21 protein-coding genes and 1 pseudogene are annotated in these 26,144 nt (G+C 72.8%); 11 read left to right on the top strand and 11 right to left on the bottom strand.

Translation table 11 applies throughout. The features are described 5' to 3' along the window. Positions 1–134: 134 nt before the first annotated feature. From ACFWPI_RS36210 to ACFWPI_RS36200, 3 genes are all read right to left on the bottom strand, one after another. Positions 135–740 carry an SGNH/GDSL hydrolase family protein gene (locus ACFWPI_RS36210; protein WP_363376142.1) on the bottom strand — a complete coding sequence of 202 codons (606 nt, stop codon included), beginning with the start codon at positions 738–740 and terminating at the stop codon, positions 135–137. 291 nt (positions 741–1,031) lie between these two features. After that, positions 1,032–1,247, bottom strand: a complete 216-nt coding sequence (locus tag ACFWPI_RS36205) for a DUF397 domain-containing protein (RefSeq protein ID WP_380378207.1) — start codon at positions 1,245–1,247, stop codon at positions 1,032–1,034. Further along, on the bottom strand, positions 1,231–2,076 hold the full coding sequence (locus tag ACFWPI_RS36200) for a Scr1 family TA system antitoxin-like transcriptional regulator (protein WP_380378209.1): 846 nt from the start codon (positions 2,074–2,076) through the stop codon (positions 1,231–1,233). Before ACFWPI_RS36200 ends, ACFWPI_RS36205 begins: the two co-directional genes overlap by 17 nt. Positions 2,077–2,236: 160 nt before the next feature. Here ACFWPI_RS36200 and ACFWPI_RS36195 point away from each other — a divergent pair, with 160 nt between their 5' ends. The 4 genes from ACFWPI_RS36195 to ACFWPI_RS36180 all read left to right on the top strand — a co-directional run bounded on the left by ACFWPI_RS36195 (position 2,237) and on the right by ACFWPI_RS36180 (position 5,753). Then, entirely contained in the window at positions 2,237–2,494 is a 258-nt protein-coding gene (locus ACFWPI_RS36195; RefSeq protein ID WP_380378211.1) for a hypothetical protein, read from the top strand. 817 nt (positions 2,495–3,311) lie between these two features. Beyond that, complete coding sequence (locus tag ACFWPI_RS36190; protein WP_380378213.1) at positions 3,312–3,587, top strand: NUDIX domain-containing protein; 276 nt, start codon at positions 3,312–3,314, stop codon at positions 3,585–3,587. Positions 3,588–4,473: 886 nt separating this feature from the next. Beyond that, a complete protein-coding gene (locus ACFWPI_RS36185; RefSeq protein ID WP_380378215.1) occupies positions 4,474–5,355 on the top strand; it encodes a radical SAM protein in 882 nt (293 codons plus the stop codon). 35 nt (positions 5,356–5,390) lie between these two features. After that, positions 5,391–5,753 carry a hypothetical protein gene (locus tag ACFWPI_RS36180; RefSeq protein ID WP_380378217.1) on the top strand — a complete coding sequence of 121 codons (363 nt, stop codon included), beginning with the start codon at positions 5,391–5,393 and terminating at the stop codon, positions 5,751–5,753. A 141-nt stretch (positions 5,754–5,894) separates the two neighbouring features. Here the strand turns inward: ACFWPI_RS36180 and ACFWPI_RS36175 are convergent. Next, positions 5,895–6,221, bottom strand: a pseudogene (locus ACFWPI_RS36175) (NADH:flavin oxidoreductase/NADH oxidase); the annotation flags it as partial. A gap of 274 nt (positions 6,222–6,495) precedes the next feature. Here ACFWPI_RS36175 and ACFWPI_RS36170 point away from each other — a divergent pair. Further along, positions 6,496–7,821, top strand: a complete 1,326-nt coding sequence (locus tag ACFWPI_RS36170) for a cytochrome P450 (protein ID WP_380378218.1) — start codon at positions 6,496–6,498, stop codon at positions 7,819–7,821. A gap of 92 nt (positions 7,822–7,913) precedes the next feature. Here the strand turns inward: ACFWPI_RS36170 and ACFWPI_RS36165 are convergent, their stop codons facing one another. After that, entirely contained in the window at positions 7,914–8,189 is a 276-nt protein-coding gene (locus tag ACFWPI_RS36165) for a hypothetical protein (protein WP_380378220.1), read from the bottom strand. Positions 8,190–8,491: 302 nt separating this feature from the next. On the opposite strand from ACFWPI_RS36165, the gene ACFWPI_RS36160 reads away from it, so the two are divergent. Further along, complete coding sequence (locus ACFWPI_RS36160; protein ID WP_380378222.1) at positions 8,492–11,902, top strand: BTAD domain-containing putative transcriptional regulator; 3,411 nt, start codon at positions 8,492–8,494, stop codon at positions 11,900–11,902. On the opposite strand, the gene ACFWPI_RS36155 is transcribed toward ACFWPI_RS36160, so the two are convergent. From ACFWPI_RS36155 to ACFWPI_RS36145, 3 genes are all read right to left on the bottom strand, one after another. After that, a complete protein-coding gene (locus ACFWPI_RS36155) occupies positions 11,885–13,153 on the bottom strand; it encodes a serine hydrolase domain-containing protein (RefSeq protein ID WP_380378224.1) in 1,269 nt (422 codons plus the stop codon). The genes ACFWPI_RS36160 and ACFWPI_RS36155 overlap by 18 nt on opposite strands. A gap of 269 nt (positions 13,154–13,422) precedes the next feature. Then, the gene (locus tag ACFWPI_RS36150) at positions 13,423–16,167 is read right to left on the bottom strand and encodes a M4 family metallopeptidase (protein WP_380378225.1); all 2,745 of its coding nucleotides are present in this window, start codon (positions 16,165–16,167) and stop codon (positions 13,423–13,425) included. Positions 16,168–16,682: 515 nt separating this feature from the next. Then, positions 16,683–17,405 carry a MarR family transcriptional regulator gene (locus ACFWPI_RS36145; RefSeq protein ID WP_380378227.1) on the bottom strand — a complete coding sequence of 241 codons (723 nt, stop codon included), beginning with the start codon at positions 17,403–17,405 and terminating at the stop codon, positions 16,683–16,685. Positions 17,406–17,631: 226 nt separating this feature from the next. Between ACFWPI_RS36145 and ACFWPI_RS36140 the strand changes: the two genes are divergently transcribed. Continuing rightward, the gene (locus tag ACFWPI_RS36140; protein WP_380378229.1) at positions 17,632–18,819 is read left to right on the top strand and encodes a serine hydrolase domain-containing protein; all 1,188 of its coding nucleotides are present in this window, start codon (positions 17,632–17,634) and stop codon (positions 18,817–18,819) included. 41 nt (positions 18,820–18,860) lie between these two features. Here the strand turns inward: ACFWPI_RS36140 and ACFWPI_RS36135 are convergent, their stop codons facing one another. From ACFWPI_RS36135 to ACFWPI_RS36125, 3 genes are all read right to left on the bottom strand, one after another. Further along, a complete protein-coding gene (locus tag ACFWPI_RS36135; RefSeq protein ID WP_380378230.1) occupies positions 18,861–20,165 on the bottom strand; it encodes an RNA polymerase sigma factor in 1,305 nt (434 codons plus the stop codon). Further along, complete coding sequence (locus ACFWPI_RS36130) at positions 20,165–20,584, bottom strand: YciI family protein (RefSeq protein ID WP_380344626.1); 420 nt, start codon at positions 20,582–20,584, stop codon at positions 20,165–20,167. The genes ACFWPI_RS36135 and ACFWPI_RS36130 overlap by 1 nt, the downstream gene beginning before the upstream one ends. A 146-nt stretch (positions 20,585–20,730) precedes the next feature. Continuing rightward, complete coding sequence (locus ACFWPI_RS36125) at positions 20,731–21,615, bottom strand: LysR family transcriptional regulator (protein WP_380378232.1); 885 nt, start codon at positions 21,613–21,615, stop codon at positions 20,731–20,733. A gap of 50 nt (positions 21,616–21,665) precedes the next feature. On the opposite strand from ACFWPI_RS36125, the gene ACFWPI_RS36120 reads away from it, so the two are divergent. The 4 genes from ACFWPI_RS36120 (at position 21,666) to tpg (ending at position 25,601) form a co-directional block, all read left to right on the top strand. Then, complete coding sequence (locus ACFWPI_RS36120; protein WP_380378234.1) at positions 21,666–22,184, top strand: cupin domain-containing protein; 519 nt, start codon at positions 21,666–21,668, stop codon at positions 22,182–22,184. A gap of 42 nt (positions 22,185–22,226) precedes the next feature. After that, positions 22,227–22,583, top strand: a complete 357-nt coding sequence (locus ACFWPI_RS36115) for a DoxX family protein (protein ID WP_380378236.1) — start codon at positions 22,227–22,229, stop codon at positions 22,581–22,583. A 222-nt stretch (positions 22,584–22,805) separates the two neighbouring features. Beyond that, positions 22,806–25,040 carry a telomere-associated protein Tap gene (gene tap / locus ACFWPI_RS36110; protein WP_380378238.1) on the top strand — a complete coding sequence of 745 codons (2,235 nt, stop codon included), beginning with the start codon at positions 22,806–22,808 and terminating at the stop codon, positions 25,038–25,040. Positions 25,041–25,046: 6 nt separating this feature from the next. Then, positions 25,047–25,601 carry a telomere-protecting terminal protein Tpg gene (tpg, locus tag ACFWPI_RS36105; protein ID WP_380378240.1) on the top strand — a complete coding sequence of 185 codons (555 nt, stop codon included), beginning with the start codon at positions 25,047–25,049 and terminating at the stop codon, positions 25,599–25,601. Positions 25,602–26,144: the final 543 nt, after the last annotated feature.

Raw genomic sequence — 26,144 nt, 5'->3', positions numbered from 1 at the left:
GACGGGCACATCCCACCACACCAGGACGCAAGCGAACTAGACAGGGACCCGACAAAAATTCCGGACGCCGCCCAGTCCCCGATCAGCCCAGGACCAGTGGCAACCGCCCCGACGGCCCGCCCGGCGGGGCCCGCTCACAGGGCGGTGAGTTCGCCCAGCCCCAGTGTGCGCAGCGTGTGGTCGGCCAGGTGCAGGTGGCCGACGCCGTTGGGGTGTGTGGGGTCGTCCAGCCACGGGATCGCCTCGCCGTCGGGGAACTCGGCGAGCCAGTACGCCTCGTGGTCGACGAGCAACGCGCCCGTCTCCGCGGCGAGTTCGCGCACGGCCTGGCAGTACGCGGGCAGCTCGGGGCGGGCGGCGCGCCCGGCATGGCTGGCCACGAGCGGCGTGTGCAGCACGATCTGCGCGCCGGCGGACCGGGCGACGATCTCGCGCATGGCGTCGCGGAACTCCCCGAGCCCCTCCAGCCCGGCGGGGGCGTCGTTGGTCCCCAGCGAGAGCGACAGCACGTCCGGTGCGAACCGCCCGATGACGAAGTCGTACGCCCCGAGGACGTCGGTGGCCCGCCAGCCGGACACGCCGGTGTTGACCACGACGTCCGTCAGCCGGCCGAGCTGCCAGCAGAGGCGTTCCTGCACGTGCTCCACCCAGCCGCGCGCGCCGTGGGTGTGCAGGGCGGCCCGGGTGATGCTGTCCCCGGCCGCCACCCAGGTCATCGCACCGTTCGACAGTTCGACCATGTGACCATCCCCCTTTGATGGTTCGTCCTGTGCCGCGGTCCCCGCCGCGGTACCCGAAGAGTTGATCACAGGTGCGCGGGACCGGCGGGCGGCGGGGCGGGCCTCCACGGGGAACCGGGCCGCCGGAACCGCAGGGCCCCGGCCGCACGCGCACGAGTGCCAGGGGCGCGATGGGCTGTGCGGGAAGCATGTCCAGAGGCCAGGACAGCTGTGCCGGAAATGCCGGTAGGAGACGACGAGACCCCGCCGCTCCGGAAAGGGGCGGCGGGGTCTCAGGGCAGCACACCGACGTCAGACGTCGCCGAACTCTCCGGAACGGACGGCGGTGACGAACGACTGCCAGGCGTCGGCAGGGAAGACGAGGGCAGGACCCTCGGGGTCCTTGGAGTCACGGACGGGCGCCAGGCCAGGGAAGTCGGCAGTGGTCTCTACGCAGGTGCCCCCGTTGTCGCTGTAAGTCGACTTGTACCAGGCAGCACGAGACAGCTCGTCAGGGTGGGGAGTCATGGTAGCTCAGTTCCTCTCGTGCCTTGCGAATCATCTCCAGCGAAGCGACCTGGGATGGCGCTTCAACCTGGAGTCGATGGTAGTCGTCCTCCCAGGCTGCGACAGTGCGAGGGCTCCGCACCACGTAGCCGCGTTCAAGGGACTCGGAGTAGCCAACCACCTTTCGGTTCGCGAAGCCGAGCAGGGTCATGGAGACGCGAAACGGCGCCTGTTCCGCGAGGTAGAACGGTGAGATCTGGATGATCACGTTTGGGCGGGCGGCTAGGGCCTCCAGGTGAGACAGCTGTTCCGCCATCAGGGCCCGGCCTCCTATGGCTCGACGGATGCAGCTTTCATCCAGAACAGCGTGGATCAGTGGGGGCTTGTCACGATCAAGTAGCTGTTGCCGGTTCGCGAGGACCCTCAACCGCTCGGCGGCCTGAGCCTCCGTGATTCGGCCCCGTCGAACAGAGGCGGCGGCCAACGCGGCGGCGTAGCTCTCGGTCTGGAGCAGCCCAGGCACGATGTTTGCTTCGAAGACCATGATGCGGGTTGCGCGAGCTTCTTGTGCCGCGTGCTCCGGGAACCCTTCCAGCAGGGCGGAAGCCCTCAGTCCCCACCACATCGTCTCTAGGGTCGCTTCCAGCCCAAGGTGCTCATCGCATTTTCGCGCGAAGTCAAGGCTGGGGGATTTGGTGGCCGTTTCGACGGCAGAGATGTGCGTGTCTGAGTAGCCCATCAGGGCGCCGAGTTCATGCTGCTTCAGGCCCGCTGCCTCGCGTGACATGCGAAGACGGACCCCGAAGGCATCTCGCGGAGACTTCTGTGGATCAAGCTTCTTGCGGTTCACAAGATCAACTCCAAATCCCCTGGGTTAACTGGGAAGTTGAGGACCTTCCGATGGTAGGGGAGAGTGGGCCACCCTGGTAGTCACGCAGCCACGGAGCGCAGTTGTCCGTTGGCGAGACGCTGAAGCGCTCATCCCCCATGGCATCTTTGCGGAGACCCCCATGTCCGAAGACCCGAAGTCCGTGCCCGTGCTGTCCAGCCTCGTTCGACACGAGGTGGTGAAGGACTTGGCGCACTGCGACGACGACGGCAAGCCGCGGGAAGGGGTCTTCGTGGAACTCCTCTGCGGGGCCGCCTTCCTGAGGCCGCTCGGTGGGGGGCCGGAGTGGACGACCAAGCCCGATCAGCTGCGACAGTGCAACCCGAGGGAGATCGCGCCGGGTACGGGATGCAACCCGCACCGCCGGCCGCTCTCGTGACGGTCGAACTGGCCGCCGCAACGGCCGTCAAGCGGGGAAGGTAACGCCCTTGAAGCGAAGTTTCGTTGCTAGGCGGGTTGCTGTGGCGACCCTCGCCATTCGTGGCCGCGTTGGCGAGATGGCGTTCCGTACTCGGAGCCGGCTGATCGGTCGGTGGCGCGCGGGCCGGTGGCGGCTCGCGTCGCCCCGGGGTCGCATCCGGCTGCAAGACCGGGACATTGAGCGGTTTCTCTCCAGCCCGAGGTGCGCCCCCTCCCTCGCTCGAAGAAGGGGTGAAGTCACTTGAACGCCAGTCGAGTTGACGTACTTGCCGCCAATCCGCGAGACCTTCGATGTACTCCTGAGGCGCTGGCCGCGATCCGGTTGTGCATGGGACTGAGGGCCGAGCCGGCTGCCCGCCCGCAGCGCGAGCAGGGCAGCGGTCGTGAGTGGGTGGTGGAGTCTCCGGCCGGCCAGTGGTGCGGATGGGAACCGGGCCCGCCGGACTGACAAGTTCCCGTCGTCGCAGCGCGAGTGCTCATCCTCTGTGACGACGGGGTTCAACGTCCGTTCGCGAAAGATGGCCGCGAACGGACGGGTACCGGCAGGAAGACCTCCCCTGCCGGATGGGTCCGAGGGCAGTTGGCGAACGGCCCTTGTTGAGCCGCACCGCTCCCCGCCAACGCGCCTTGGCGGGGAGCGGTCGCCCCTCAACCACCGGCCAGAGGAGTCCTGATCCTCTGGCCGGAACCCCCGCCCCGGGGACGGTACTTACGCACTGGTCGCGGCCGGATGCCCGGGGCGGGCCCATCTATCTACCACCATCGAGGGACCACCCGTGGCATACAGCACCATCCCCCCCCCACGCCCGCCGCGACGTCGCATCGGCGTTCTGGTCTTGATCCGCCGCCAGAACGGCGACGTCCTGCTGGTTAGGCCGCGCTACCGGGAGGATCACATCCTGCCCGGTGGGGGCGTCCATCCCGGCGAGCAGCTTGCTGACGCCGCCGCTCGTGAACTGGCGGAGGGGATCGGGTTGAAGCGCGAGTTCACGCACGCGTTGGCGATTGATCAGATCCCGGCCAACCCGGACACGGCGCGTCCGAGGGGCTGAACATCGTGCTCGACGGCGGAGTCATGCCCGACGCCGCGGCCGCCGCTCTCTCGGTACCCATTGGGGCCGCCGCGGAGATCGAAGAACTCCGGTGGGTCCCGATGGACAAACTCCCCATGTTCACACTGCCGTTCATGGAACGCAGGATTCGCCAGGCCGTCGCCGCCGCTTTGGTCGGCATCAGGCTGCCGCTGCTCTACGTCGGCGAGCCGGCCGACGAGCGTCACGCCGCGTAAGCCCCGAAGACTCCCGCGCCGCCACTCCGGGTGGCTGCACCCGTGAAGTGGGCTTCCCTGCGCGGGACCGGTCCCGTCCGTACGCGCATCCCCCGTCGCGGACGGGCGGGACCACCAGACCTACAGGGAGACGAGAACCATGCCGACCCCGAGACGGCACCGACTCCACCACGCAGAGCCGGACCCGCACGAGACGTTCGAGACCGCCGCATATGCGCTGGAGGTGGAACTGAACGCGAGCGGTTGTCAGTGCCACCGCCGGGCGTCCGGTTTGTGTGTCAACGCCCTTGGGCGGCTGGTACGTCCACCACGACGGACGCAGGGGCGAAGTGGTCCGGCGTGCGACGAAGCACAACCCGATCACCGGAATCATCACGCGGACCGCCGTGCAGTTCCGCCACTTCGACCAGAACGGCCAGGAAAAGTTCTGGGCCCTCGCGTGTGCGGGCCCCCCGCACGTTGAGAACCCGTACGAGGCGAGGCACCCCAACCGGCCGCCGAAGTCCGCCCAGTAGCACCCCACAGACTCCCGTTCCGTCCGTGACCACGGCAGTGACGGGCCATCACCATCCCCGAGAAACGCCGCGGCTCCGCCCGGAGCTGCGGACGGTCCTGCCCGCCCCCCGGCGGGCACTCTCAAGGAGGCGCACATGAGTACCAAGACCCTCCCCAGCCGGTTGGAGTTCGTGTGGTTGGAGGTGACCGGGTTCTGTAACGAATCCTGCTCCCACTGCTACGCGGACTCGGGTCCGCAGGGCGACCACGGCATCATGACCGAACTCGACTGGCGGTCGGTGATCGATCAGATCGCCGACATGGGCGGTGCGCACGTGCAGTTCATCGGCGGCGAACCGACGCTGTACCCCGGTCTCGCCGACCTGATCGGCCACGCCCGCGACCGTGAACTGTCCGTCGAAGTCTTCAGCAACATGACCCACATCACGCCGGAGCTGTGGGAGACGTTCGCGAGCCGGAACGTCAGCCTCGCGACGTCCTACTACAGCGACCAGGGCGACGACCACGACGCCGTGACTAAGACCCGCGGGTCGCACCGGAAGACCCGCTCGAACGTCGAGAGGGCCGTCTCCCTCGGAATCCCCATCCGGGGCGGGGTGATCGCCGTCAACCCCGGTCAGCGGACCGTCCAGGCCGCAACCGACCTCCTGAGTCTGGGGCTCACGGAGGTAGGCGGCGACCGAACGAGGGCGTTCGGCAGGGCGAGCCGAGGGGTGCAACCGAAGGTGTCCGACCTGTGTGGGCACTGCGCGCACGAGAAGTGCGCCGTACTGCCGAGCGGCGACGTGGTGCCCTGCGTCCTCGGTCGGTTCATGCCGGTCGGGAACGTGCTCGAAATGTCGCTGGCGGACATCTGGTCGGGCGAACGCCTCGCCGCTGCCCTCGCCGAGATCGAACGGAAGTGCGACAAGGCTCAAGCCTGCCCGCCGCCGCAGTTCCTTCCGATGTGCGGCCCGTGTCAGCCGTGTGTGCCGACGCTGGGCCACTGCGACCCGCCCGGGGCGTCGATCGCCTAGGCTCGGAGCCCCATCAGGCGGAGTAGGGAGCGGAAGTGGACGACCACGGCGACGGGATCGGCCAGGACTGGACACCATGGCCCGGCGACATGGCCAACGGGTGGCAGCCGGCTCGGACCCCTGATCAGTGGCTCGATGTCGCTCGGTATGTCCGCCACTCGGCGAACAAGATCGGCGACCCGCTTCCGCTCTGCCTCCCCGGGGAGCCGCACGAGTGCGGGCGCAGTGCTCAGCAGCACGCCGTGGTGTGGGGCGCCGTACTCAAGGCGAGAGCGCACCACGTCATCGAGATGGCCGCACCCACACAGGAGTACGGGACGTGGGCAGCAAAAACCCACTTCCGTCGACTGCTGGACAAGCTGCGGGCAAAGCCCGTCGAAGGTACCGAGATCGAGTGACAAGCGGGCGCGGGATTCCGTACGACATCGCACTCCACGCAGCAGAGCCCCCGGAGACACTTGGTGGTGTCATTCCGGGGGCTCTGTGCTACGTCGTGGCTGGTCAGCTAACTGATGGATGACCTGATAGTCGGAACAACTGGCGTGGGCGAGCTGGAGGGCCGGCACGGTGCCCTGCGCCGTCAGGAAGGAGGTGATCCGCCGGAAGGCCGCGACCTGGGTGTCGTTCCAGATCCCGAGGTCGTAGGGGGTGATGCGGCCTTCGGGGCTGACGGCGGTGGCCTCCATGATGATCATCCCCGTGCCGCCGGTGGCGCGTGCCGCGACGTGGGCGAAGTGCCAGTCCGTCGGGGCGCCGGCCGCGTCGCCGTCCGGAGCGGCGCTGTACTGGCACATCGCCGCCATCCAGACGCGGTTGGGGACGGTCAGGGTCCTCAGGGTGTAGGGGGTGAAGAGGGTGGTGCTCATGGGCGGACTCCTGTCGGCGGAGGCGGAGGCGGAGGCGGGGCCGGGGGCGGGAGGGGCGAGGGGAAGCCTTCGCGAATGATTGCAGGTGCACTTTGCGTGACACCACAATAGTTGTGTGCGCCGATTGGTTGCAAGCGCTGGCAATTTCACCCGGCGTCGCCACTGCCGGCCGGACGCGCTCCCGCGCGATCCTGGTCCCCACGGCCGTCGGCGCTGCGCCGCCCGCGTCCACCGTCCGGGCGGCGGATCCGACCATGCGTCACCAGGAGGTCCGATGAAGATCCCCGGTCCCGACCCCCGGCCGGACGGCGGGGTCGGCGCCATCGCGCAGGCGGGCGGGCTGCACGCCTACCAGCTGCGGCTGCACGCCGAGTACGGCCCCGTGGCACGGTTCCAGCTGCCCGGCGCCGAGACGGCCGTGTCGGTCGCCGACCCGGTGCTACTGGAGGCCACCGCGCACCTGGACCGCCGCCCCGAGCGCCTGTTCTCCTTCCTGGACCCGCTGTTCGAGGCCGGCAACCTGCAAGTGCTCCCGGCGGACGAACACGCCCCGTGGCGCCGCACCCTGTTCTCGGTCCTGGCCGGCCGCCCCTCGCACGAGCAGGCCTTCGACCGCTTCACCGCGCTCGCGACCGGCCTCGCGGACCGCTGGGTCGCGCGGGGCGCCCGGGGCGAGGCCGTCGCGCTGCAGCAGGACCTGACCGCCCTGTCCCTGCGGATGATCTGCGCGTACGCCCTGGGCGGCGAGGTCGAGGGCCCGGACGTCGTCGCCGCCGCCTTCGAGGAGGTGCTCGCCGACTACCTGGAACGGCTCTACCAGGTGCCCCCCGCCGTCGACCCGCAGGAGCGCGCCGAGCGGACCGCGCGGGCGCTCGCCCTCCTGCGCGCGACGGTCGACCGGGTGATCGCGGCCCACCGCGACGGCGGCCGCGCCGACCGCGGCGACCTGGTCGGCGCACTGGTCGAGGCCGGCGAGCGCCCCGCCCGGATCCGCGACACCGTTCTCGCGACGATGCTCGCCGCCCACCACACCACCGGCGTGGCCGTCTCCTGGACCCTGCACCTGCTGGGCCGCCACCCCGAGGCGGCCGAACGCGTCACCGGGGAACTGGACCGCGTGCTCGGCGACCGCCCGGCCCCCGGGTACGCCGACCTGCGGCGCCTGCCGTACCTGCGGACGGTCCTCCAGGAGTCGATGCGCCTCTACCCGCCCGGCCCGTACGGCGCGCGCCAGACCACTGAAGCGCTCACCCTCGGCGCGTACGAGGTCCCCGCCGGGGCGGTGGTCTTCTACCCGTTCTGGGCCATCCACCTGAACCCCGACCACTGGCCCGAGCCCGAACGGTTTCGCCCCGAGCGCTTCACCCCGGAGCAGGCGGCCGGACGCGCGCGGCTGGCCTGGGTCCCCTTCGGGTTCGGCCCGCGCAGCTGCGAGGGCGCCGCCCTGGCCATGGTCGAGTGCGAACTGCTGCTGGCCGTCCTCCTCAAGCGCCTGCGCTTTCGGCCCGTGCCGGGCCACCGGGTGGTCCCGATCGAACGGTTCGTCCTCTGGGCGGCCGACGACATCCGCATGCTCGTCAGCCCGCGCGGGGGCGGGTGAACGCCGCCGCCCCGCGCGGCCCCCGGCTCCGGGCGTGCGGGTGCCCCGGGACGGTTCGTCCCGGGGCACCCGGCATGGGGGAGCGGAGGGGATCAGCCCCCGATGCCGATACCGGTCTCGGTGGCGTAGCCGGCGACACCGTTGGGGCCCACCGCGACGGCGGCGTCGAGGAACGAGGCACCGTCAGGACCGAACTGGACATCGGTGATGTGCAGGGCACTGCCGTTCGGGCCGACGGAGAACGCCCCGTGGTCGTAGTTCAGGGAGGGGATGTTGTTGGGCGTGTCGGCGGAGGCGATGGTCGCCCCGCCGAGAACGAGCGGGAGGCAGAGGGCGGAGACGGTCAGGACGCGGCGCGCAGTACGCATGGGGGAAGAGCCCTTCCAGATAAGGGTGGTGATGGTCGATCGGACTGCCACGAAATGGCGTCCTGTCACCATCCACACACATGCGTATGCGGAGCGCTACCGGGGATGGCTGTCCGGGGCTACCGGTTCACCCGGGCCCCCCATCGCCGCCCCGAGGACGTGACGGGCGGGCCCGCCGGCGACCGGCGAGGCCACCGGCCCCGCCGGGCCACCGCCCCGGACGCCGCCCACGGCCGGGTCGGGCGCGCAGGTGCCGCCCGGCGACTTGACGCTCGAACCGGTGCTGCTGCGATAGTGACCCGGTGCGCGTCGGCCTGCTTGGACCCCTGGTACTGGACGCCGGAGCGGGCCCGCTGCCGATCGGCGGCGCGCGGCTGCGGGCGCTGCTGGCCTACCTCGCGCTGGACGCCGGCCGCGCCGTCCGGCCCCAGGCCCTGGTGGACGCGCTGTGGGCCGAGGCGCCACCGGCCGACCAGGCGAACGCCCTGCAGTCACTGGTGTCCCGCCTGCGGGGCGTCCTGGGCGACCCCTCGCTGCTCACCTTCGGACCGGCCGGGTACCGGCTGGCCGTCGAGCCCGGTGCGGTGGACACCGCCCGGTTCGAGCAACTGGCCCTCTCCGGCAGGCACTTGCACACGCAGGGCCGGCCGGCCGAGGCCGCCGCCGCCCTGCGGGAGGCCCTGGCCCTGTGGCGCGGACCCGCGCTGGCGGACGTGCGCGAGGCGCCGTTCGCCGACACCGAGGCCCGGCGGCTGGAGCGGGCGCGGCTGGCCGCCCTGGAGGACCGGATCGAGGCCGACCTCGCGCTGGGCGCCGGACCGGAGCTGATCGCCGAACTCGAATCGCTGACCGCGCGGCACCCGCTGCACGAACGGCTGCACGCCCAGCTGATCCGGGCCCTGGCCGCCGGTGGCCGGGGCGCCGAGGCACTGGCCGCCTACCAGCGGCTGCGCGCCCGGCTGGCCGACACCTTCGGCAGCGACCCCGGACCGCAGCTGCGGGCGGCCCATCTCGCGGTCCTGCGCGGCGAGCTCCCGGCACCCCCCGACCACCAGCAGCCAGCCGTCCACCGCACCCCCGACGACCAGCCGCCACCCCAACAGCCGCCACCCCAACGGCCGGAACCCCGCCGACCACGGCCGCCCGGCAACCCGGACGCGCCGCTGACCAGCTTCGTGGGCCGCGAGGACGACATCCGCCGGGTGGCCGAGCTGCTCGGCCGAGCCCGCCTGGTCACCCTGGTCGGCCCCGGCGGGTCCGGCAAGACCCGGCTGGCCACCACCGCCGGCCGCCGGCTCACACCGCCCGGCGGGGTGTGGTTCGTCGCCCTGGCCCCGGCCGGCCCGGCGGACGTGCCCCGCGCGGTGCTCGACGCCCTGCGCACGCGCGAGGCCGACCTGCCCAAGAACGCCGCGGCCCCGACCCGCCGCCCCGGCACCCCCGAGGAGATCCTGGACCGCCTGACCGAGGTGCTCACGCACGACGACCCGGTCCTGGTGCTGGACAACTGCGAGCACGTGATCGACGCGGCGGCCACGCTGGCCGAGACCCTGCTCGGCCGGTGCCCCGGGCTGCGGGTCCTGGCCACCAGCCGGGAGCCGCTGCGGATCGACGGCGAGAACCTGCACCCGGTGCTCCCCCTGGAACTGCCCGAACCCGGCTCGACGCCCGAACAGGCCCGCGCCTGCGCGGCGGTCCGGCTGTTCCACGACCGGGCCACCGCCGTGTGCCCCGGCTTCGCCGAGGAGGACGGCTCGCCGGCGGCGGCGGTCGAGATCTGCCGCCGCCTGGACGGCCTGCCACTGGCGATCGAACTGGCCGCCGCCCAACTGCGCACCCTGCCCGCCGAGGTGGTCGCCGCCCGGCTGGACGACCGGTTCCGGCTGCTCACCCGGGGCAGCCGCACCGCCCTGCCCCGGCACCAGACGCTGCGCGCCGTGGTGGCCTGGAGCTGGAAGCTGCTGGCCGCCGACGAACGGACGCTGCTGGAACGGCTGTCGGTGGCGCCCGGCAGCTTCACCGAGGACGCGGCGCAGGCGGTCGCCGGGCTCGCCGCCCCGCACGCCGACCACCACTCGGGCGACCGTGAGGCCCGCGACGTCCCCACCCCCGACGCCCCGGCCCGCGACGTCCGGGAGCTACTGGCGGCGCTGGTCGACAAGTCGCTGCTGCACCCGCTCGGAGCCGCCGCCACGGGCGAGCCCCGCTACCGGATGCTGGAGACCATCCGGGAGTACGGCCTGGAGCAGCTCACCCGCCACGGGGAGGCCGGCGCCGCCCGCGAACGCCACTGCGGGTTCTTCCTCGCCCTGGCCGAGACCGCGGAGCCGCGGCTGCGCACCCGCGACCAGCTGCGCTGGCTGGCCCGGCTGTCGGCCGAGCGGGACGACCTGCTGGCGGCGATCCGCTGGGCGGTGGAGTCCGGGGACGCCGCGACGGCGGTCCGGTTCGCCGCCGCGCTGTGCTGGTTCTGGTCCATGCGGGGCTATCCGCCGGAGTCGCTGGACCTGCTCGAACGGGTCCTGGAGGTCCCCGGGCCGGCCGATCCGGCGGCCCGCGCGCTGGTGATCGCGACGTACGAGGTCGGCACCGAGTCCATCGGCCGGCCGGAGGACAGGGCGGCCGCCTTCGGCCGGATCGAGGCGGCGATGGCGGGCGTCGACCCCGGTGTCCACCCCCTGCTGGAGCTGGCCCGGCTGGCCGCGGCCATCGCCGGCCCGCAGCCGCCGCCGCACACGCCCGACCCTCCGGCCCCCGCGGATTTCCCGGACGGCGAGCGCAAGGACCCCTCCAGCGGCCCGTTCGCCCTGCTCGTGCGGGGCCTGCTGACCCTGCACACCGGGGACGTCACCGAGGCGGCGGGCTTCCTCGCCCACGCGCTGGCCGGTTTCGAGGCGCTCGGCGAGCGGTGGGGCATGGCGACCGCCCTGAGCACCCTCGGTTCGCTGCGGCGGCGCTCCGGCGACCTGGCCGGCGCGCTGGCGATGAACGAGCGGGCCACCCGGTACTTCCAGGAGCTCGGGATGCAGGAGGACACGGTCGACAGCGATGTCCAGGCCGCCCTGATGCGCGCCCAGGCCGGGGACGCGGACGGCGCGCGGCGGCAGCTGGCGGGCCTGCTCGACCAGGTGGCGCAGGCCGGATGGGCCGAGCCCAGGGCCCTGGTGTGCCTGGGCCTGGCCCAGCTGGAGTGGCGGGCCGGGCAACGGGAGCAGGCCCGCGCACACGCCCTGGCCGCCCTGGCCCAGGCACCCGGCAGCCAGCCGGTGCCCTCGCACCTCACCGCCCTGCTGCTGGGCGTGCTCGCGCAGCTGGACGCCGCGGACGGCCTGCCCGACGCGGCGGTGCGCCGGCTCGACCACCCGGCGGTGCACCTGGTGCTGACCTGGAACTCGGCGGTCGCGGCCCGGATCGCGGTGGCGGCCGCCGACATCGAGCTGTGCCGCGGCCGGCCGGGGAAGGCGGCGCTCCTGCTCGGCGCCGCCGACCTGCTGCGGGGCTCGGACGACCTCGGCGACACCGACGTGCACAGGATCGCCGGGCGGGCCACGGCCGACCTGGGAGCCGCCGGGTTCGCGTCCGCGCACGCCGCGGGTGCGGCGATGGCGCGGACCGAGGCCAGGGACCTGCTGTCCGCGATCATCACCGCACCCGCACCCGCACCCGCACCCGCACCCGCGGCCGGGCCGCCCCCGTCAGTGAGCCGGAACTGAAGCCGGACCTGAAGCCGGACCCGGAGCCGGGGCCGGCTTGCCGAACATGGCGCAGGTCACCGCACTCTGCAGGGCCTGGCCGGCCGCGGTGAGCTTCGCGTCGGCCCCGAACTCGAACAGGAACTCGGTCGCGATCAGGACGGTGGCCGTACGGCTGCCGGTGCCGTTGGTGAGGTTGGTGCTGGAGTAGCCGGTGATCCCCCCGTCATGGGCCCAGACGGTGCCGCAGGGGGTGCGGCCCGTCTCGATGCCCAGGCCGGAGCCGGGCCCGTCCACCGGGTTCTGCGGGTCCATCGGCACGGTGGTGCGCAGCTGCGCCAGCTGGGCCGCGGGCAGCAGCCTGCCGGACATCAGCGCGTTGTAGAAGCGGGACCAGTCCTGCGCGGTGGACACCACGGCCCCGGCCGCCCCGCCCCAGCCCGGGTCGTTGCCGGAGACGTCCACCCGGCCGTCGCGGTGCACCCCGGCCACGTCCCGGAACGCGGCGGGCACCCCCGCCGGCATGTGGGCGGAGTCCGGCTCGTAGCCGCGGACGTGGCGGCCGCGCCAGCTGCCGTCCGTGGCGAGGTAGGTGTGCTTCAGGTTCAGGGGCCGGGCGATCCGGTCCCGGACCAGGTCGGCGAGGCTCGCCCCGGTGACCCGCTCCAGGACGGCGCCGACCGCCGCGTAGTCGGTGTTGCTGTAGGACCACCGGGTGCCCGGCGGGAACAGCGCCGGGCGCTTGACGCCCACGGCGAGCAGTTCGGCGGAGGTCCACCGGTGCGGGTCCTTGCCGAGGATCGACGGCAGGACGGCGGGGTCCTCGGTGTAGTCGGCCAGGCCGCTGGTGTGGTTCAGCAGCATCCGCAGCGTGATCGCCCGGCCGTCGGGCACCTGGCCCGGCAGCCACGCCTCCACCGGGTCGGTCAGCGCGAGCCGCCCCTCGGCGGCCAGTTGCAGGGCGATCACGGCCATCATGGTCTTGGTGTTGGAGCCCATCCGGAACTCGTCCCCCACCGCGAGCCGCTGGTCCGCCGCGGCCCAGGGGGCCTGCTCGGCGATCTCGACGGGCCGGCCCCGGCCGTCGTCCACCCGCACCACCACCCCCGGCGCCCCGGCAGCCACCAACTGCCGTTCCAATTCCTCCAGTTGAGCCCGCTGCGCCTCGGCCTCGCCCCGGGTCGCGGAGGGCGCGGACCCGGCGGTGGTCAGGGGGGCCGGGAGCGCCGGACCGGCGGCCAGTCCCACGGTGAGGGCCGACGCGGTCAGCACGAGCGGCGCCAGCCGCAGGCGGCGCGACCACCCCGCGCGGGACGGCGAAGGGGCAGCCGAAGAAGGAGGAGAAGAAGGAGAAGCAGCTGGCGACATGGATCAGTTCCCTCTGGTTGCCGGGTGACCTGGACGGCCCCAGCCTGTGGCCCGCCGCTGGCAAACCGCGCACAGCGCGCTGGCACCCGCCGTCCACCCCGGATCCGCTGCCCGCCTCGCCGTCCGCCCCGGTGCCCGCCGGCACCGGGGCGAACGACGCGGCCGCGCTCGGATCAGCAGGACCCGGCCGGGCGGTCGCGGACCACGAGGTCGTTGCGCCCGGCGGTGGCGTCCAGCCAGACCACCCGGGTGCCCTGGTCGGCGGCGGCGTGGAACTGGCTGCCCCGGTTGCAGGAGACCCGCACGGGGGTGCCGCCGCCGACCGGCAGCTGGTACAGCTTGGGCAGCGCGGCGTTCGACCAGCCGCTGCTCGGCTGGGCGCCGCGGTGCAGGAAGGTGACGGCCTGGTCGGTGGCGGTGAGCTCCATGTCCGCCGGGGTGTACGGCGAGTCGGCGGAGAGCAGGTCGCGCACGCCGGAGCCGTCCAGGGCGCCGGAGCGCAGGGCGGTCGGGCGGGTGCGGTCGGCCGGGGCGGCCAGCCAGAGCAGCCGGTCGCCCGCGAGCAGCGGGGAGGCGAGGTACGGCGGGTCGGTGCCGTTCGGGGTGCTCACCGGGTACTGGGCGGCGACCTTGCCGGTGGCGGTCGAGAAGACCGTCGGCGCCTGGACGCCGGCCCCGTCGGCCGTCCAGGACTCGATCCAGCCGAGCAGGCCGTCCTTGAACGCGAGGGACGTGAAGGACGTGAGGTTGTGGCCCTCGGGCAGCGGGAGTTCCACGGGCGGGGCGCCGTCGTGGGAGAGGCGGACCCGGGTGCGGCCGGTGTCGTTGTCGGTCACCGTGAAGGCGATGTCCCCGCCGGACACCCGGACGCTGCCGGGCGACTGGTCGGGGGAGTGGAACACGCTGCGCACCGGGCCGCCGGACAGCGGGCGGGTCAGCACCTCCGTCCCCCACGTGCCGGTGGCGTCGGGCCCGATCGCCAGCCAGACGGCGGACGTGCCGTCGGTGGCGGCCCAGCCGTGGATCCGCCCGTCGTCCGGGCTGAGCCGGGTCGGGGTGCCGGGGGCGGTGGTGGAGCCGGTGTACAGGGCCGTCGCGCCCTTGCCGTTCGGGTCGGTGTTGCCCATCACCCAGTGGCCTCCGCCCGCGGCCGGTCCGACCGGGGCGGAGGTGCCGGGCAGCAGCGGGCGGGTGTCCGTCCCGAGCCGGTTCTGCCAGCCGGCCTTGATCCCGTGTGCGTCGAACGCGGCCGCCACCTTGCGCAGTTGGGCTCCGCTGAGTTTGAGGGCCCGGCCGGCGGCGAGCACCGCGTTGCGTCCGTCGACGAAGTCGTCGAGCGGGGTGAGGTATTCGGCCATCGCCCGGTAGACGAGGCGGTCGGCGGTGAGCGGGTCGAGGGTGCGCCGGATGTCCCACAGGGCGCCGCTGAAGATGGTGGCGTTGAGGTGCGCGCCGCCGTTGTCCAGGTCGAGCCCGGCGCCGAGGTAGTCGTCCACGGTGGTGCGGTGGTCGTCCAGGCGGCGGTTCGCGCAGTCCTGCGGTGTGCCGGTGCGGCACAGGTTCTCGCCCATCAGCGCGGCCGCCGGGTCGTCCATGGACATGCCTCGGGCGGTGACCTCGATGGCGTTGCCGAAGTAGTCGGCGAGTCCCTCGTTCATGGCCCCGGACTGGCCGTCGCCGACGAGGTTGGCGGTGTGCTGGATGACGCCGTGGGTCATCTCGTGCCCGGCCACGTCGAGGGCGGCGGAGAACGGCAGGAACCTGGCGTTGCCGTTGCCGTAGAGCATCTTCTGCCCGTCCCAGGCGGCGTTCGGGAAGGGCTTGCCGCGGTTGCTCACGTTCACCACGGAGGTGATCGCGCCGCCCTTGCCGTCCAGGCCGTCGCGGCCGAGCCGGTCGTGGTAGAAGCCGTACACGGCGGCGGCGTTGAGGTGGGCGTCGGTGGCGCCGCTGGTGCCGGTGGAGGCGGGGAAGGCCGGGCCCGGGGAGGCGACGGGGAGGCTGCCGTCGGGCAGTCGGCCGCTGAACTCGTTGTAGTCCCGTCCGGTCGCGTCGTAGGTGGTGATGGTGACGGGCCGGGTGAGGTCGACGAGTTGGTAACTTCCGTCCGGCTGGCGGGAGATGTTCACCGGCACGGTACGGCCCAGGAGGTCGGGTGCGGTCCCGGTGGCGGGCTCGGCGGCGGCCGCGCCACGGGCGGTGCCGGCCCCTGTGTCGTCGGCGCCGCTGACCTGGTACGGGGCCGAGGAGTCGTGGGCGAGGGCGACCACGCCGAGCGTGGCGTCCGCGTAGACCTCGCGGACCAGCGGCTCGCCGTTGCCCGGGCCGGCGGTGTGCACGGTGAAGTGCCGGGCGAGTCGGCCGGTGCCGCCCGGCAGGACGACCAGGCCGCGGTCCTCGGCGGTGGCCCCGGCCCGGGCGCGCGGGTCGGGGAGCGAGTCGAGCGCCAGCTTGCGCAGCACCGCGTCCGGCACGGCGGGGGCGGTCGGCGCGGTCAGCCCGGTGAAGTACTTGCCGCCGACCGACTCCACCCGCTGGCCGGCCCCCTCGCCGGTGAGGCGGACCAGGTACTGCCCGCCGAGCACCGGTATGCCGCCGTGGTACTGCTGGAACCTGACGGTGCGCCGGTCGGCGGCCGTGCGCTCGACCGCGAGCTCGGTCAGCTGCCCCGGATCGACCCGGTACCGGTCCAGGTGGGCCGCGAGATGGGCCCGGGCCGCCTCGACCGGACCGCCGGGCGCCGCCTCGGACAGCCCGGTCACCAACTGCGGGGCGGCGGTGCCCTGACCGGCCACCAGGGCGGGGACGGGATCGGACTCGGCGGTCGGGCCCGGCGGCGCGGCCAGGGCGGGGGAGGCGGTCACGGTGAGCGCCAGCGCCAGACTCAGGGCGGCGCCCGAGCCGAGCACCCTGGCCACTGGACGGGAACGGTGATGCACTGCGGTCCTCCACGGAAATCGGCAGTGACGGCAGCACGACAGAGCTGCCTTTCACGGAGGAACGGGGCACCGGACAGGCCCGGTTCAGCCGGTCGCCGCCCTCCGGCCGCCCCCGCGGGGCCGCGCCCTCCCGCCGGGTTCGTCGCCCCCCCCGCCCGGCGCACCCGCCCCGGACGAACGCTTTCCCGGGGCCCCCGGGGCGTCGCCCGGCAGCTCCGAGACGCAACTGCGCACCCGGCTCTACCCCGGCGGTCGGCCTCCGGCCTCCGGCCCCCCGGCGGTCGGCCCCCCGTCGGTCGGCCCCCCGGCCCCCGGCCTGAACCAGCCCCCACCGGGCCGCCGGCACGCCCCGGGGGTCGACGGCCGGCCCGCCGCGACCGCCTTGTCGAAGACCCGCCGCGTATCCGCGGATACGGCACCCGATCGGGTGCGGAGCCCCACCCGCCCGGACCATTGCGCATCTCACCCGACCGCCCCGCAGGGGGCGTCCGGGATCAGCCGGTCCGCGATCCGGGCCGGCTCTCCTCCCGCCACTGCCGCACGGAGCGCACGATGTCCTGGCCGATCCGGTCCAGGAAGGCTGCGGCGTCGTCCATCCGGGCGCCGGCCGGTGTGCCGGGGCCGAGCGTCTCGGCGCCCTGGCGGGCGACGCCGGCGAGCATCGTGTTCCGTTCGGCGCTGGCCAGCAGTGCCCGGTACCAGACGTCGTCGTCGATGACGTACCGCTCCCGGCGCTGCTGTTCGCCGCGTTCGCGGCGGATCAGCGCCTGGCCCTCCAGGTAGCCGACGGCCTTGGAGACGGCGGCCGGGCTGACCTGCAGCCGTTGCACCAGTTCGCCCGCGGTGAGGCTGCCGTCGTCGGTGACGTACAGGCAGGCGAGGACCCGGGCGACCATGCGGGGCAGGCCGCTGTGCACCAGCAGTTCGGCCAGTTCGTCGGCGAATTCGCTCACCGCCTGCGGGTCGCGGCCCTCGGCCGGCGGCGTGGTGGCGGCGGCCGGTCGGGCGGTCGTGCCGCTGCGGCGGGAGCGCTGTGCGGTGGCGCGCTGGGCGTGTTCGGCCCGGTAGTCGGAGGGCCCGCCGTTGCGGGCGATCTCGCGGGTGACGGTCGAGGTCGGCCGTTCGATCTGCCGGGCGATCTCGCCGTAGCCCAGCCCCTCGGCCAGTCCGGCGGCGATCCGGTGGCGGTCCTGCGGGGTCAGCCTGGCTCCGGGCATCCGTCCTCGTCTCCTTCCGTCGCGTGAACAGTATCCGTCCGGCTCGCCCACTGTTGCAATGGAGTCGCGACGTTCTGTTGCATTAACTGGGGGGGGGTCATTGCAAGAATATTGTGGTATCTACCTGCGAATACATCCACCATCGGCAGGTTTCGTATTGACCATTATGTGAATTTGCTCGTAGCTTCTTCCCGAACCGCGACACCACATCGAGGGGGAACACGCCATGGGAACCACCACGCGCGCAGCCGTCGCCACCCTGCTCGCCGGGGCCGTGCTGGCCGGCGCCGCCGCCGCACCGGCGTTCGCCGCGTCCGCGCCGGGCGGCAGGGGCGGGCACCCGGGGGTCCAGCGGGTGCTGGACCGGGCGGTGGCCACGGGCGGTCTGCCCGGCGCGGTCGCCGAGGTCCGGGACGGCGACCGCCGGTGGTTCGCCAGTGCGGGCGTCGCCGACCTCGCCACCGGGCGGGCCCGTCTCGTGCAGGACCGGTTCCGCATCGGCAGCACCACCAAGACCTTCGTCGCCACCGTCGTCCTCCAGCTCGCCGCCGAGGGGCGGCTGAGCCTCGACGACAGCGTGGAGCGCTGGCTGCCCGGCCTCCTCGACGCCCCCGGCTACGACGGCGAGCGGACCACCGTGCGCCAGCTCCTCGACCACACCAGCGGCATCTACAACTACGCGATGGACGAGAAGGTCCGGCAGGAGGCGAGCGGCCTGCCCTTCCTGCGGCACCGCTTCGACAGCTACACCCCCGGACAGCTCGTCCGGATCGCGCTCGCCCACCGGCCCGACTTCGCGCCCGGCACCGGCTGGACCTACTCCGACACCAACTACGTCCTCGCCGGCCTGATCGTCGAACGGGCCTCCGGCGGCACCCTGGCCGCGCAGATCGAGCAGCGGATCACCACCCCGCTGGGCCTCACCGGCACCTACGAACCCTCCTCCGACGACACCGCCATCCACGGGCCGCACGGGCGCGAGTACTCGCGTCTGGGGCTCACCGGGCCGAACGCCACCGCCTACGACGTGACGGAGCTGAGCCCGTCCTGGGGCTGGGCCGCCGGCGACATGGTCTCCGACGTCCGCGACCTGAACACCTTCTTCGCCGCCCTGCTGGGCGGACGGCTCCTGCCGCCCGCCCAGCAGCGGGAGATGTTCACGATGATCCCGACCGGGCACCAGTGGATCGACCAGGCGGACTACGGTCTGGGCGTCGCGGGCATCAGGCTCGACTGCGGCCCCACCGTCTGGGGCATGGGCGGCGCCATCAACGGCTCGTGGTCCTACGCGTTCGGCACCCGCGACGGCCGGCACCTGCTCGCCACCAACGTCAACGGCGACTGGGCCGAGGGGAGTTGGCCGATCGCGGTGTTCACCTCCGAGCTGGAGGCGGAGTTCTGCCCCCGCTCGTGACGGCCGGGCACGAGTCGTCCCCGCCCGCCCGGGCGGGGGCGTCATGGCAGCGCGGCCGCCTTGCGCAGCAGCACCGACCGCTCGCGGGTGTTGCGGCACAGCCGGGCGGCGAGTTCCAGCTCGGCGCGGGCCTCGGCGGTGCGGCCGAGCCGGGTCAGGAGTTCGCCGCGTACGCCCGGGAGCAGGTGCGATCCCGAGAGCCGGCCGGAGGCGGCGAGCTCGTCGACCAGGTGGAGCGCCTGTTGGGGTCCGTTGGCCATGGCGACGGCCACGGCCCGGTTGAGTTCGACGACGGGGGAGGGGGCCACGCGGCCGAGTGCCTCGTAGAGGAGCACGATGTGTTCCCAGTCGGTCTCCTGCACCGAGGGCGCCGCCGCGTGGCAGGCGGCGATCGCGGCCTGGAGGCCGTAGGGGCCGAGGCCCCGTCCGGTGGCGGCGGCGCGGCCGAGTGCGGCCAGGCCGCGGTGGATCGCGGAGCGGTCCCACCGGCGCCGGTCCTGGTCCTCCAGGAGCACCGCCTCCCCGTCGGGTGCGGTGCGGGCGGCAAAGCGCGCGGCGGTGAGTTCGAACAGTGCGAGCAGTGCGCACGCCTCCGGTTCGGCGGGCAGCAGGGCGGCCAGCGTCCGGGCCAGCCGGAGTGCCTCGTAGGCGAGGTCGGGGCGCAGCAGGTGGTCGCCGGCGGTCGCGGTCGAGCCCTCGGTGAAGATCACGTACAGGACGCTCAGGACGGCGCCGAGCCGTTCGCGCCGGTCCTCGGCCGGCGGCAGTTCGAACGGCACGTGCGCCGCGGCGATCGTCTTCTTCGCCCGGGTGATCCGGGCCTGGACGGTGGCGGTGGGTACGAGGAACGCCCGGGCGATCTCCTCGCTGGACAGGCCGCCCACCACGCGCAGCGTGAGCGCGACCCGGGCCTCGGGGGAGAGCACGGTGTGGCAGGCGGTGAACATGAGCGCGAGGACGTCGTCGTCGACCCGGTCGGGGTCCCACGGCAGTTCGTGCGGCGGTCCGGAGGCGGTGGCCGGGCCGGAGCTGAACTGGCCCTCGGCGAGTTGGCCCGCGAGCAGGGTGTAGCGCTCGTCGAGGGCGGAGGCGCGGCGGAAGGCGTCGATGGCGCGCCGGCGCGCGGTCGCCAGCAGCCAGCCCACCGGGCTGGTGGGCACGCCGTCGCGTGCCCAGCCGACGAGTGCTTCGGCGAGCGCCTCCTGGGCGACGTCCTCGGCGAGCGCGAAGTCCCCGGTGTAGCGGGCCAGTGCGCCGACGATCCGGGCGGACTCGATCCGCCAGAGGGCCTCGGCGGCCCGCCGGGCCGATTCGGTGCTCGGCGGGCCGTCGGGGGTGGTGGGCATCAGTGCTGGCCGGTCCGCTCGCGCCAGGCCCGCTCCTTGGCGATCCACTCGTTGTCCTGCGGGAACTCCTCGATGCCCGGTACGCGGCGGATCTCGACCTTCGAGCCGGTGATGGCCGGGAGCCGCTTGGCCCACTCGACGGCCTCCTCCTTCGAGGCGACGTCGATCACGTAGAAGCCGCCGAACAGTTCCTTCGTCTCGCCGTACGGGCCGTCGGTGACCACCGGGCTCTGTCCGCTGAAGTCGACCACCACGCCCTGGGAGGGGTCGTCCAGTCCCTCGGCGGCGACGAGCACGCCCGCCCGGATCAGTTCCTCGTTGAAGCGGCCCACCGTTTCGAGCATCTCCTCGAAGGGCGTCTCCATCATCTTCGCGACGCTCTCGTCCGTGCCCCGCATGATCAGCATGTACTTCGACATCGTCACTCCTTGCTCGGGGGCCGCTTTCCGGCCCTCTCCATCCCAGGTCGAACGGCGTGGCCGCGGATCGACACGGCGGGCGGATCCGGGACCACTTTTTTTCGACGGACGCCACCCTCTCGCAGGGCGGCCTCCTCTCACACCTGTCACACCTGGCGGTACGCGGCCGTCGCGATCTCGGCGAACGAGCGGACCAGCGGGTTGGTGTCGCCGTCGTTCCACACCGCGACCACCGGGCTGGGCGCCATGTCGGCCAGCGGGACGGTGGTGAGGTTCTCGGGCAGGTCGTGTCCGAGCGGGGCCAGGCCGACCGTGCTGTTCCAGAGCACGGCCTGCAGGCATTCCTGGACGCCGCGCACCACGGGGCCCTCGCGCGGCGTGCCGCCGTTCCAGTACGACTGCCACCGGGGGTCGGTTCCCGGGGGGAACTGGAACCAGCGGCGGCCGGCCAGGTCGGCCAGTTCCAGGCGGCCGCGCCGGGCCAGCGGGTCGTCGGCGCGCAGGACCGCGCCGACCGGGTCGGTGCGCAGCACGCGCACCGCCAGGGCGGTGTCGTCGAACGGCGCGCGGGTCAGGGCGACGTCGACCAGTGCGGCGCGCAGTCCGCAGGTCGGGTCGGTCAGGTCGGTGTCGCGCACGCGGATCTCGACGCCGGGGTGGCTGCGGCGGAAGGCGGCCGCCAGCCTGGTGATGCCGGGGTCGGTGCCGTCGCCCAGGATGCCGACGGTCAGGGTCGCGGCGCCGGCCGCCGCGGCCACGCGCGCGCGCAGGCGCTCGGCCCGGTCGAGCAGGGCCCGCGCCTCGTCGAGCAGCACGGTTCCCGCCGGGGTGAGGGTGACGCCGGCGGGGGAGCGGGCGAACAGCAGGGCGCCGCTCTCCCTCTCCAGCTGCTTGATCGCCCGGCTCAGCGGCGGCTGGCTCATGTGCAGGCGGGTGGCGGCCCGGCCGAAGTGGAGTTCCTCGGCGACCGCCACGAAGTAGCGCAGGGTACGTAGCTCCACGCTGCGACGATACCCCCCGGGTATCGGCATGGCGGAACGGGTCTTGGACACCCGCGGGGCCCCGGCGGTGGACTCGGAACATGACCGACACAGCGAAGACCAGTGAACCGCAGGCCGGCCCCACCGTATCGGTGGTCGCCCCCGGCGAGGGCGAGACGATCGTCATGGGCACCACGCGCATGCGCGTCCTGGAGGACGGCAGCCACACCGGGCACCGTCTGGCGGTGACCGAGTCCCTCCTCGCCCCGCACACCCCCGGACCGCCGCAGCACCGCCACGCCCGCCACGACGAGGGCTTCTACGTCATCTCCGGCACGGTGCGCTTCACCGTCGGGGACCAGCACCACGACGCGGGCGCGGGCACGTTCGTGATGGTCCCGCCCGGCGCCCCGCACACCTTCGCCAACGTGAGCGACCACAGCGCCGTCATGCTCAGCGTGTTCACCCCCGACCTGTACCTGCAGTACTTCCGGGACCTGCGGGACATGGCCGCCGACGGCGGGCCGCCGACCCCCGAGGCCGGCCTGCGCACGATGAGCCGCTACGCCACCGAGCCCGCCACCAGGCCCGTCACCGAGCCCGCCGCCGACCTGGCCTGAAGCCGACCGGTCACCCGCCGGCGGTGACCGTGAAAGGACGTCATGACCATCGCCTACTGGTTCCTCGCCATACCGCTCGCCGCCTTCTACCTCTACGCGGGCGCACTCAAGGCGACCCGCGACCGCGACCGGCTGCGCCCGATGATGGCCTGGGTGGACCGCGTACCGCTGCCCGCCGTCAGGGCGCTGGGTGCGGTCGAACTCCTGGGCGCGGCAGGCCTGTTGCTGCCGCCGGCGGTCGGTGTCGCGCCGGGGCTGGCCGCGGCCGTCGGGTTCGTGCTCCTGCAGACCGGCGCGATCGCCGTGCACCTGACCGGCGGGGACCGCCGCGTCGCGCTCAACGCCGGGCTCCTCGCCGCCGCGGCCGCGACCGTCTGGCCGGCCGCCGCCGGGATGTGACCGGACGCCACCCCGAACCCGCCCAACACCCCCCAACCGCCGCCGTCACCACACCGCGAACACCAGATGTTCCAGGGCTAAGAGCACCCACCTCCGCCAACGAACAGCCAGACAGCCAAAAACCCCATGGAACAGCCACAAAGACAAGGCCCCACCACCACCAAAGAGCTTCAATTCCAGGGTTAAAAATGGACTAGTGTAGGGCCAGGAGGTGGAGTTCCGATGCCCACACAGGACGAACTGTTCGCAGCAGTGGACGCACTACTGAACGACCCAGGCCCACAACTGCCGGAGCCAACCGAAAGAGCACGCCTCCGAGAGGCCGCCGGAGTCACCCAAGCGCGACTGGCCCAGGTACTGAAGTCAACGGTGCAATCCGTGAAGAACTGGGAAGCCGGCCGCTCCGAGCCGAGGCCACCACGCCTGGAAGCCTACGCACGCCTCCTCGAAGGCTGGGCCCAACAGCACCCCACTCCCGCCCCCGCCGCCCGCACAGTCGAAGAGATCCCGGCCGCCTTCGCCCCAACCCCCACCCCCACAAAGGCCGAGCCGAAACCCACCACCGACGACACCGCGAACCCGGACGACGACAGCCCCCGCCCCGACCGCATCCCGCCAGAACAACCAGCCGAACAACCACAACCGCTGCGCCCCGCAGCCCGCCCCACACCACACAGCGACGCCCAATACCCCCACGGCCCACTCGCCGTACTGGACGACGACGGCACCGCCTACGCAGTCGGCGGCCTACTCCTGGAATGCCCCGCCACCACACTCGCACAACTGGTCACCTGGGCCCTGACCGAATCCGGCCTGGGCACCCCACGACTGCACCGCAACGGCAAGGACTCCGACCCCCTGATCGTCCTCACCGCCGCCGCCGCCCAGAAACTCGGCCTGCCACCCACCCTGGACGACGACCCGGCCACCCGCCGCACCCAGCGCCTGCCCGACGACCACAAGATCGTCAAAGCACTCGCCCGCTCCAAATGGCAGCTCACCCGCCGCGGCTTCGGCCCCTGGGCCCGCATCTACAAGCCCGTCAAAGACGGCCGACGCCAATGCGTACAACTCGCCGTCCTGCCCTGGCGCGCCCTGGACACCCGCGCCTGGGGCGACGCCGCCCACCTGCCCGCCCCCGACCTCGCCCGCGTCCTCGGCGTCTACGCCCAACGCGTCATCACCCCCCGCGGCTCCAGCGCCACCAGCGGCCTGGAACTGATGACCGCGCTACGCCCGCCCACGAGGGCGGTACGCGACGAGCAGAGCGGCGGGTGGGTGTCCGGACCGAACCCGGGCGCGCTGACCGAAGTCGTCCAGGCAGCGCCACCGGAGGTCCCGCCGGAGCACCCCGCCGCACAGGGCTGGACCGGCGGCTTCCTCGACGAGGAGTCCTACCAGTGGATCCGCCCGGTCGAGACCCTCTCCGAAGCGGAGATGATCGAACCGTTCGCGGTCGGCATCGACATCAACACCGCCTACCTCGCCGCCGCCGCCCGCCTCAACGTCGGCCTGTCCGGCCCGCTCCACGTCACCAACCCACACTTCGACAAAAAAACCCCGGGCAGCTGGCTCGTCGACCTGTCCCACATCCCCACCGACCCCCGCCTGCCCAGCCCGTTCACCCCGACCGGTAACCCCCCCACCGGCCCGGCCTGGTACACCACCCCCACCGTCGCCTACGCCCAGGAACTCGGCCACGACGTCACCCCGACCGAGGCCTACCTGCGCGAGCACAGCGGCGCCTACCTCGACCCCTGGCACGACCGCCTCCGCGAGGCCTACGTCACCACCATGGCCGAGGCCGGCATCCCCACCGACAAGGACACCGACGAACGCGCCTTCCTCGCCGCGATGACCGCCCACCGCCTCCTCAAGAACGCGGGCACCGACCTGGACGCGCTGCGCGCCGCGCTCGCCGCGGAGGGCCTGGGCCACCTGGCCGCGATGGGCGACGACCAGCTCGCCTCGGCCACCTGGCGCCACCACCAGATCGCCATGGTCCTCTCGGCGGTGAAGTCGACGGTGAAGTTCGGGATCGGCAAGCTGCGAGAGCGCCCCCAGGGCCTGACCTACAAGCCCGGCGAGCCGTGGCCGGCGCTGGAGCGTGAGACCTGGCGCCCGGACATCCGGGCCGCGGTCATCGCCAAGGCCCGCGTCAACATGCACCGCAAGATGGCCAACGTGGCGAAGGCCAACGGCCGTTACCCGCTCGGCGTCAACAACGACTGCGTCGTCTACGCCTCCCCGACCACGGACCCGCTCGGCTTCCTGCCGCTCACCGGCTCGGGCAAGGTGCTGCCCGGCACCTTCCGCCTCGGCGCCACCCCCGGCCTGGCCAAGGTCGAGGGCATCCAGCAGATGCTCACCGTCGTGGACTGGCTGGAGCGCGACCAGCCGATCAACCCGGCCCGCCACATCAAGGGCTACGACAGCAGCACCATCGAAGGGAAGTAGGAGGCTGTGGAGGAGATCACCGACGCGATCGACCGGGCCGCGCCCGAGCACTTCACCAAGGCGCCACCCAAGAGCGCGCAGGCCCAGATGCGGCTGCTCGCCAAGGCGGCCAAGGGCGACACCGCCGTCCTGGCGGCCCGGCTCGGTGTGAGTCGCCGCACCGTCGAGCGCTACCTCGCCGGCCAACGCAAGACCCCCAGGGCCGCACTGCGCGAAGCCCTGAAGCGCGAGGTCCAACGAGTGTGGCAGCCCGGCATCCGCCGCCGGGCCCGCAAGAAGGCCGCCACCAGCACGGGCATCACCGTCGAGGTGTGGGCCTACTTCGGCTACACCGCCCCCGTCGGCACCACCGACGAGGCCCGGCTACGGCACCTGACCGTCCACCTCCCACCCGCCTACGCCGGCCGCCTCTTCACCGCCCAGGACCAGGGCGCCGGTGACCAACAGATGCGCGCCATCATGGCCGAGGGATTCCAGGAAACCTACTTCAAGGACGGCGGACGCGCCGCCGGACTCGAAGTCGAGTTCACCGGAATCCAGGCGATCGACGTCCAGTACTGACACCAGGCAGGAACACTGAACCTACACAGTGCATCATTACGATGCACCGAAGCGTGCCACCCGCAAACTCGGGTGGCACGCTTCCCCATGTCGACGGCTCAGGGTGAATGGTGACGGGAGCTCAGGGTGGGCGGAGCGAAGCGGAGTCCACCAGGCTCGACAGGAGGATAGGGGGCGGGCGTTGGCGTTGACCTGTTGTGAGATGGGGGGAGGTCAAATGGTGGGATGTGGACCGGAGTTACTGGGCTTACACAGTGCACGAGCGATGCACTGCCGCCGGTCAGCTCATCGAATTCCGCTTGCGGAATTCAGTTCCCCCGCTTGCGGGGGAACACGCCGGAGCGAAGCGGAGGCGTGTCCTACCGCTGGCTTGCCAGCGGGGAATTCCGCTTGCGGAATTCAATCCTCGCGCTTGCGCGAGGATTTCATCCGGAGCGAAGCGGAGGATTCGATTCCCGCGCTTGCGCGGGAATCCCGCCGGAGCGAAGCGGAGGCGTACTGCCCTGCCCGGAGCGAAGCGCCGGGCAGGGGCCCCCTGCGAAG

Origin of the sequence: Kitasatospora sp. NPDC058492 (assembly GCF_042720685.1) — a bacterium.
GTDB lineage: Bacteria > Actinomycetota > Actinomycetes > Streptomycetales > Streptomycetaceae > Kitasatospora.
This window is presented reverse-complemented; position numbering and strand designations above follow the sequence as displayed.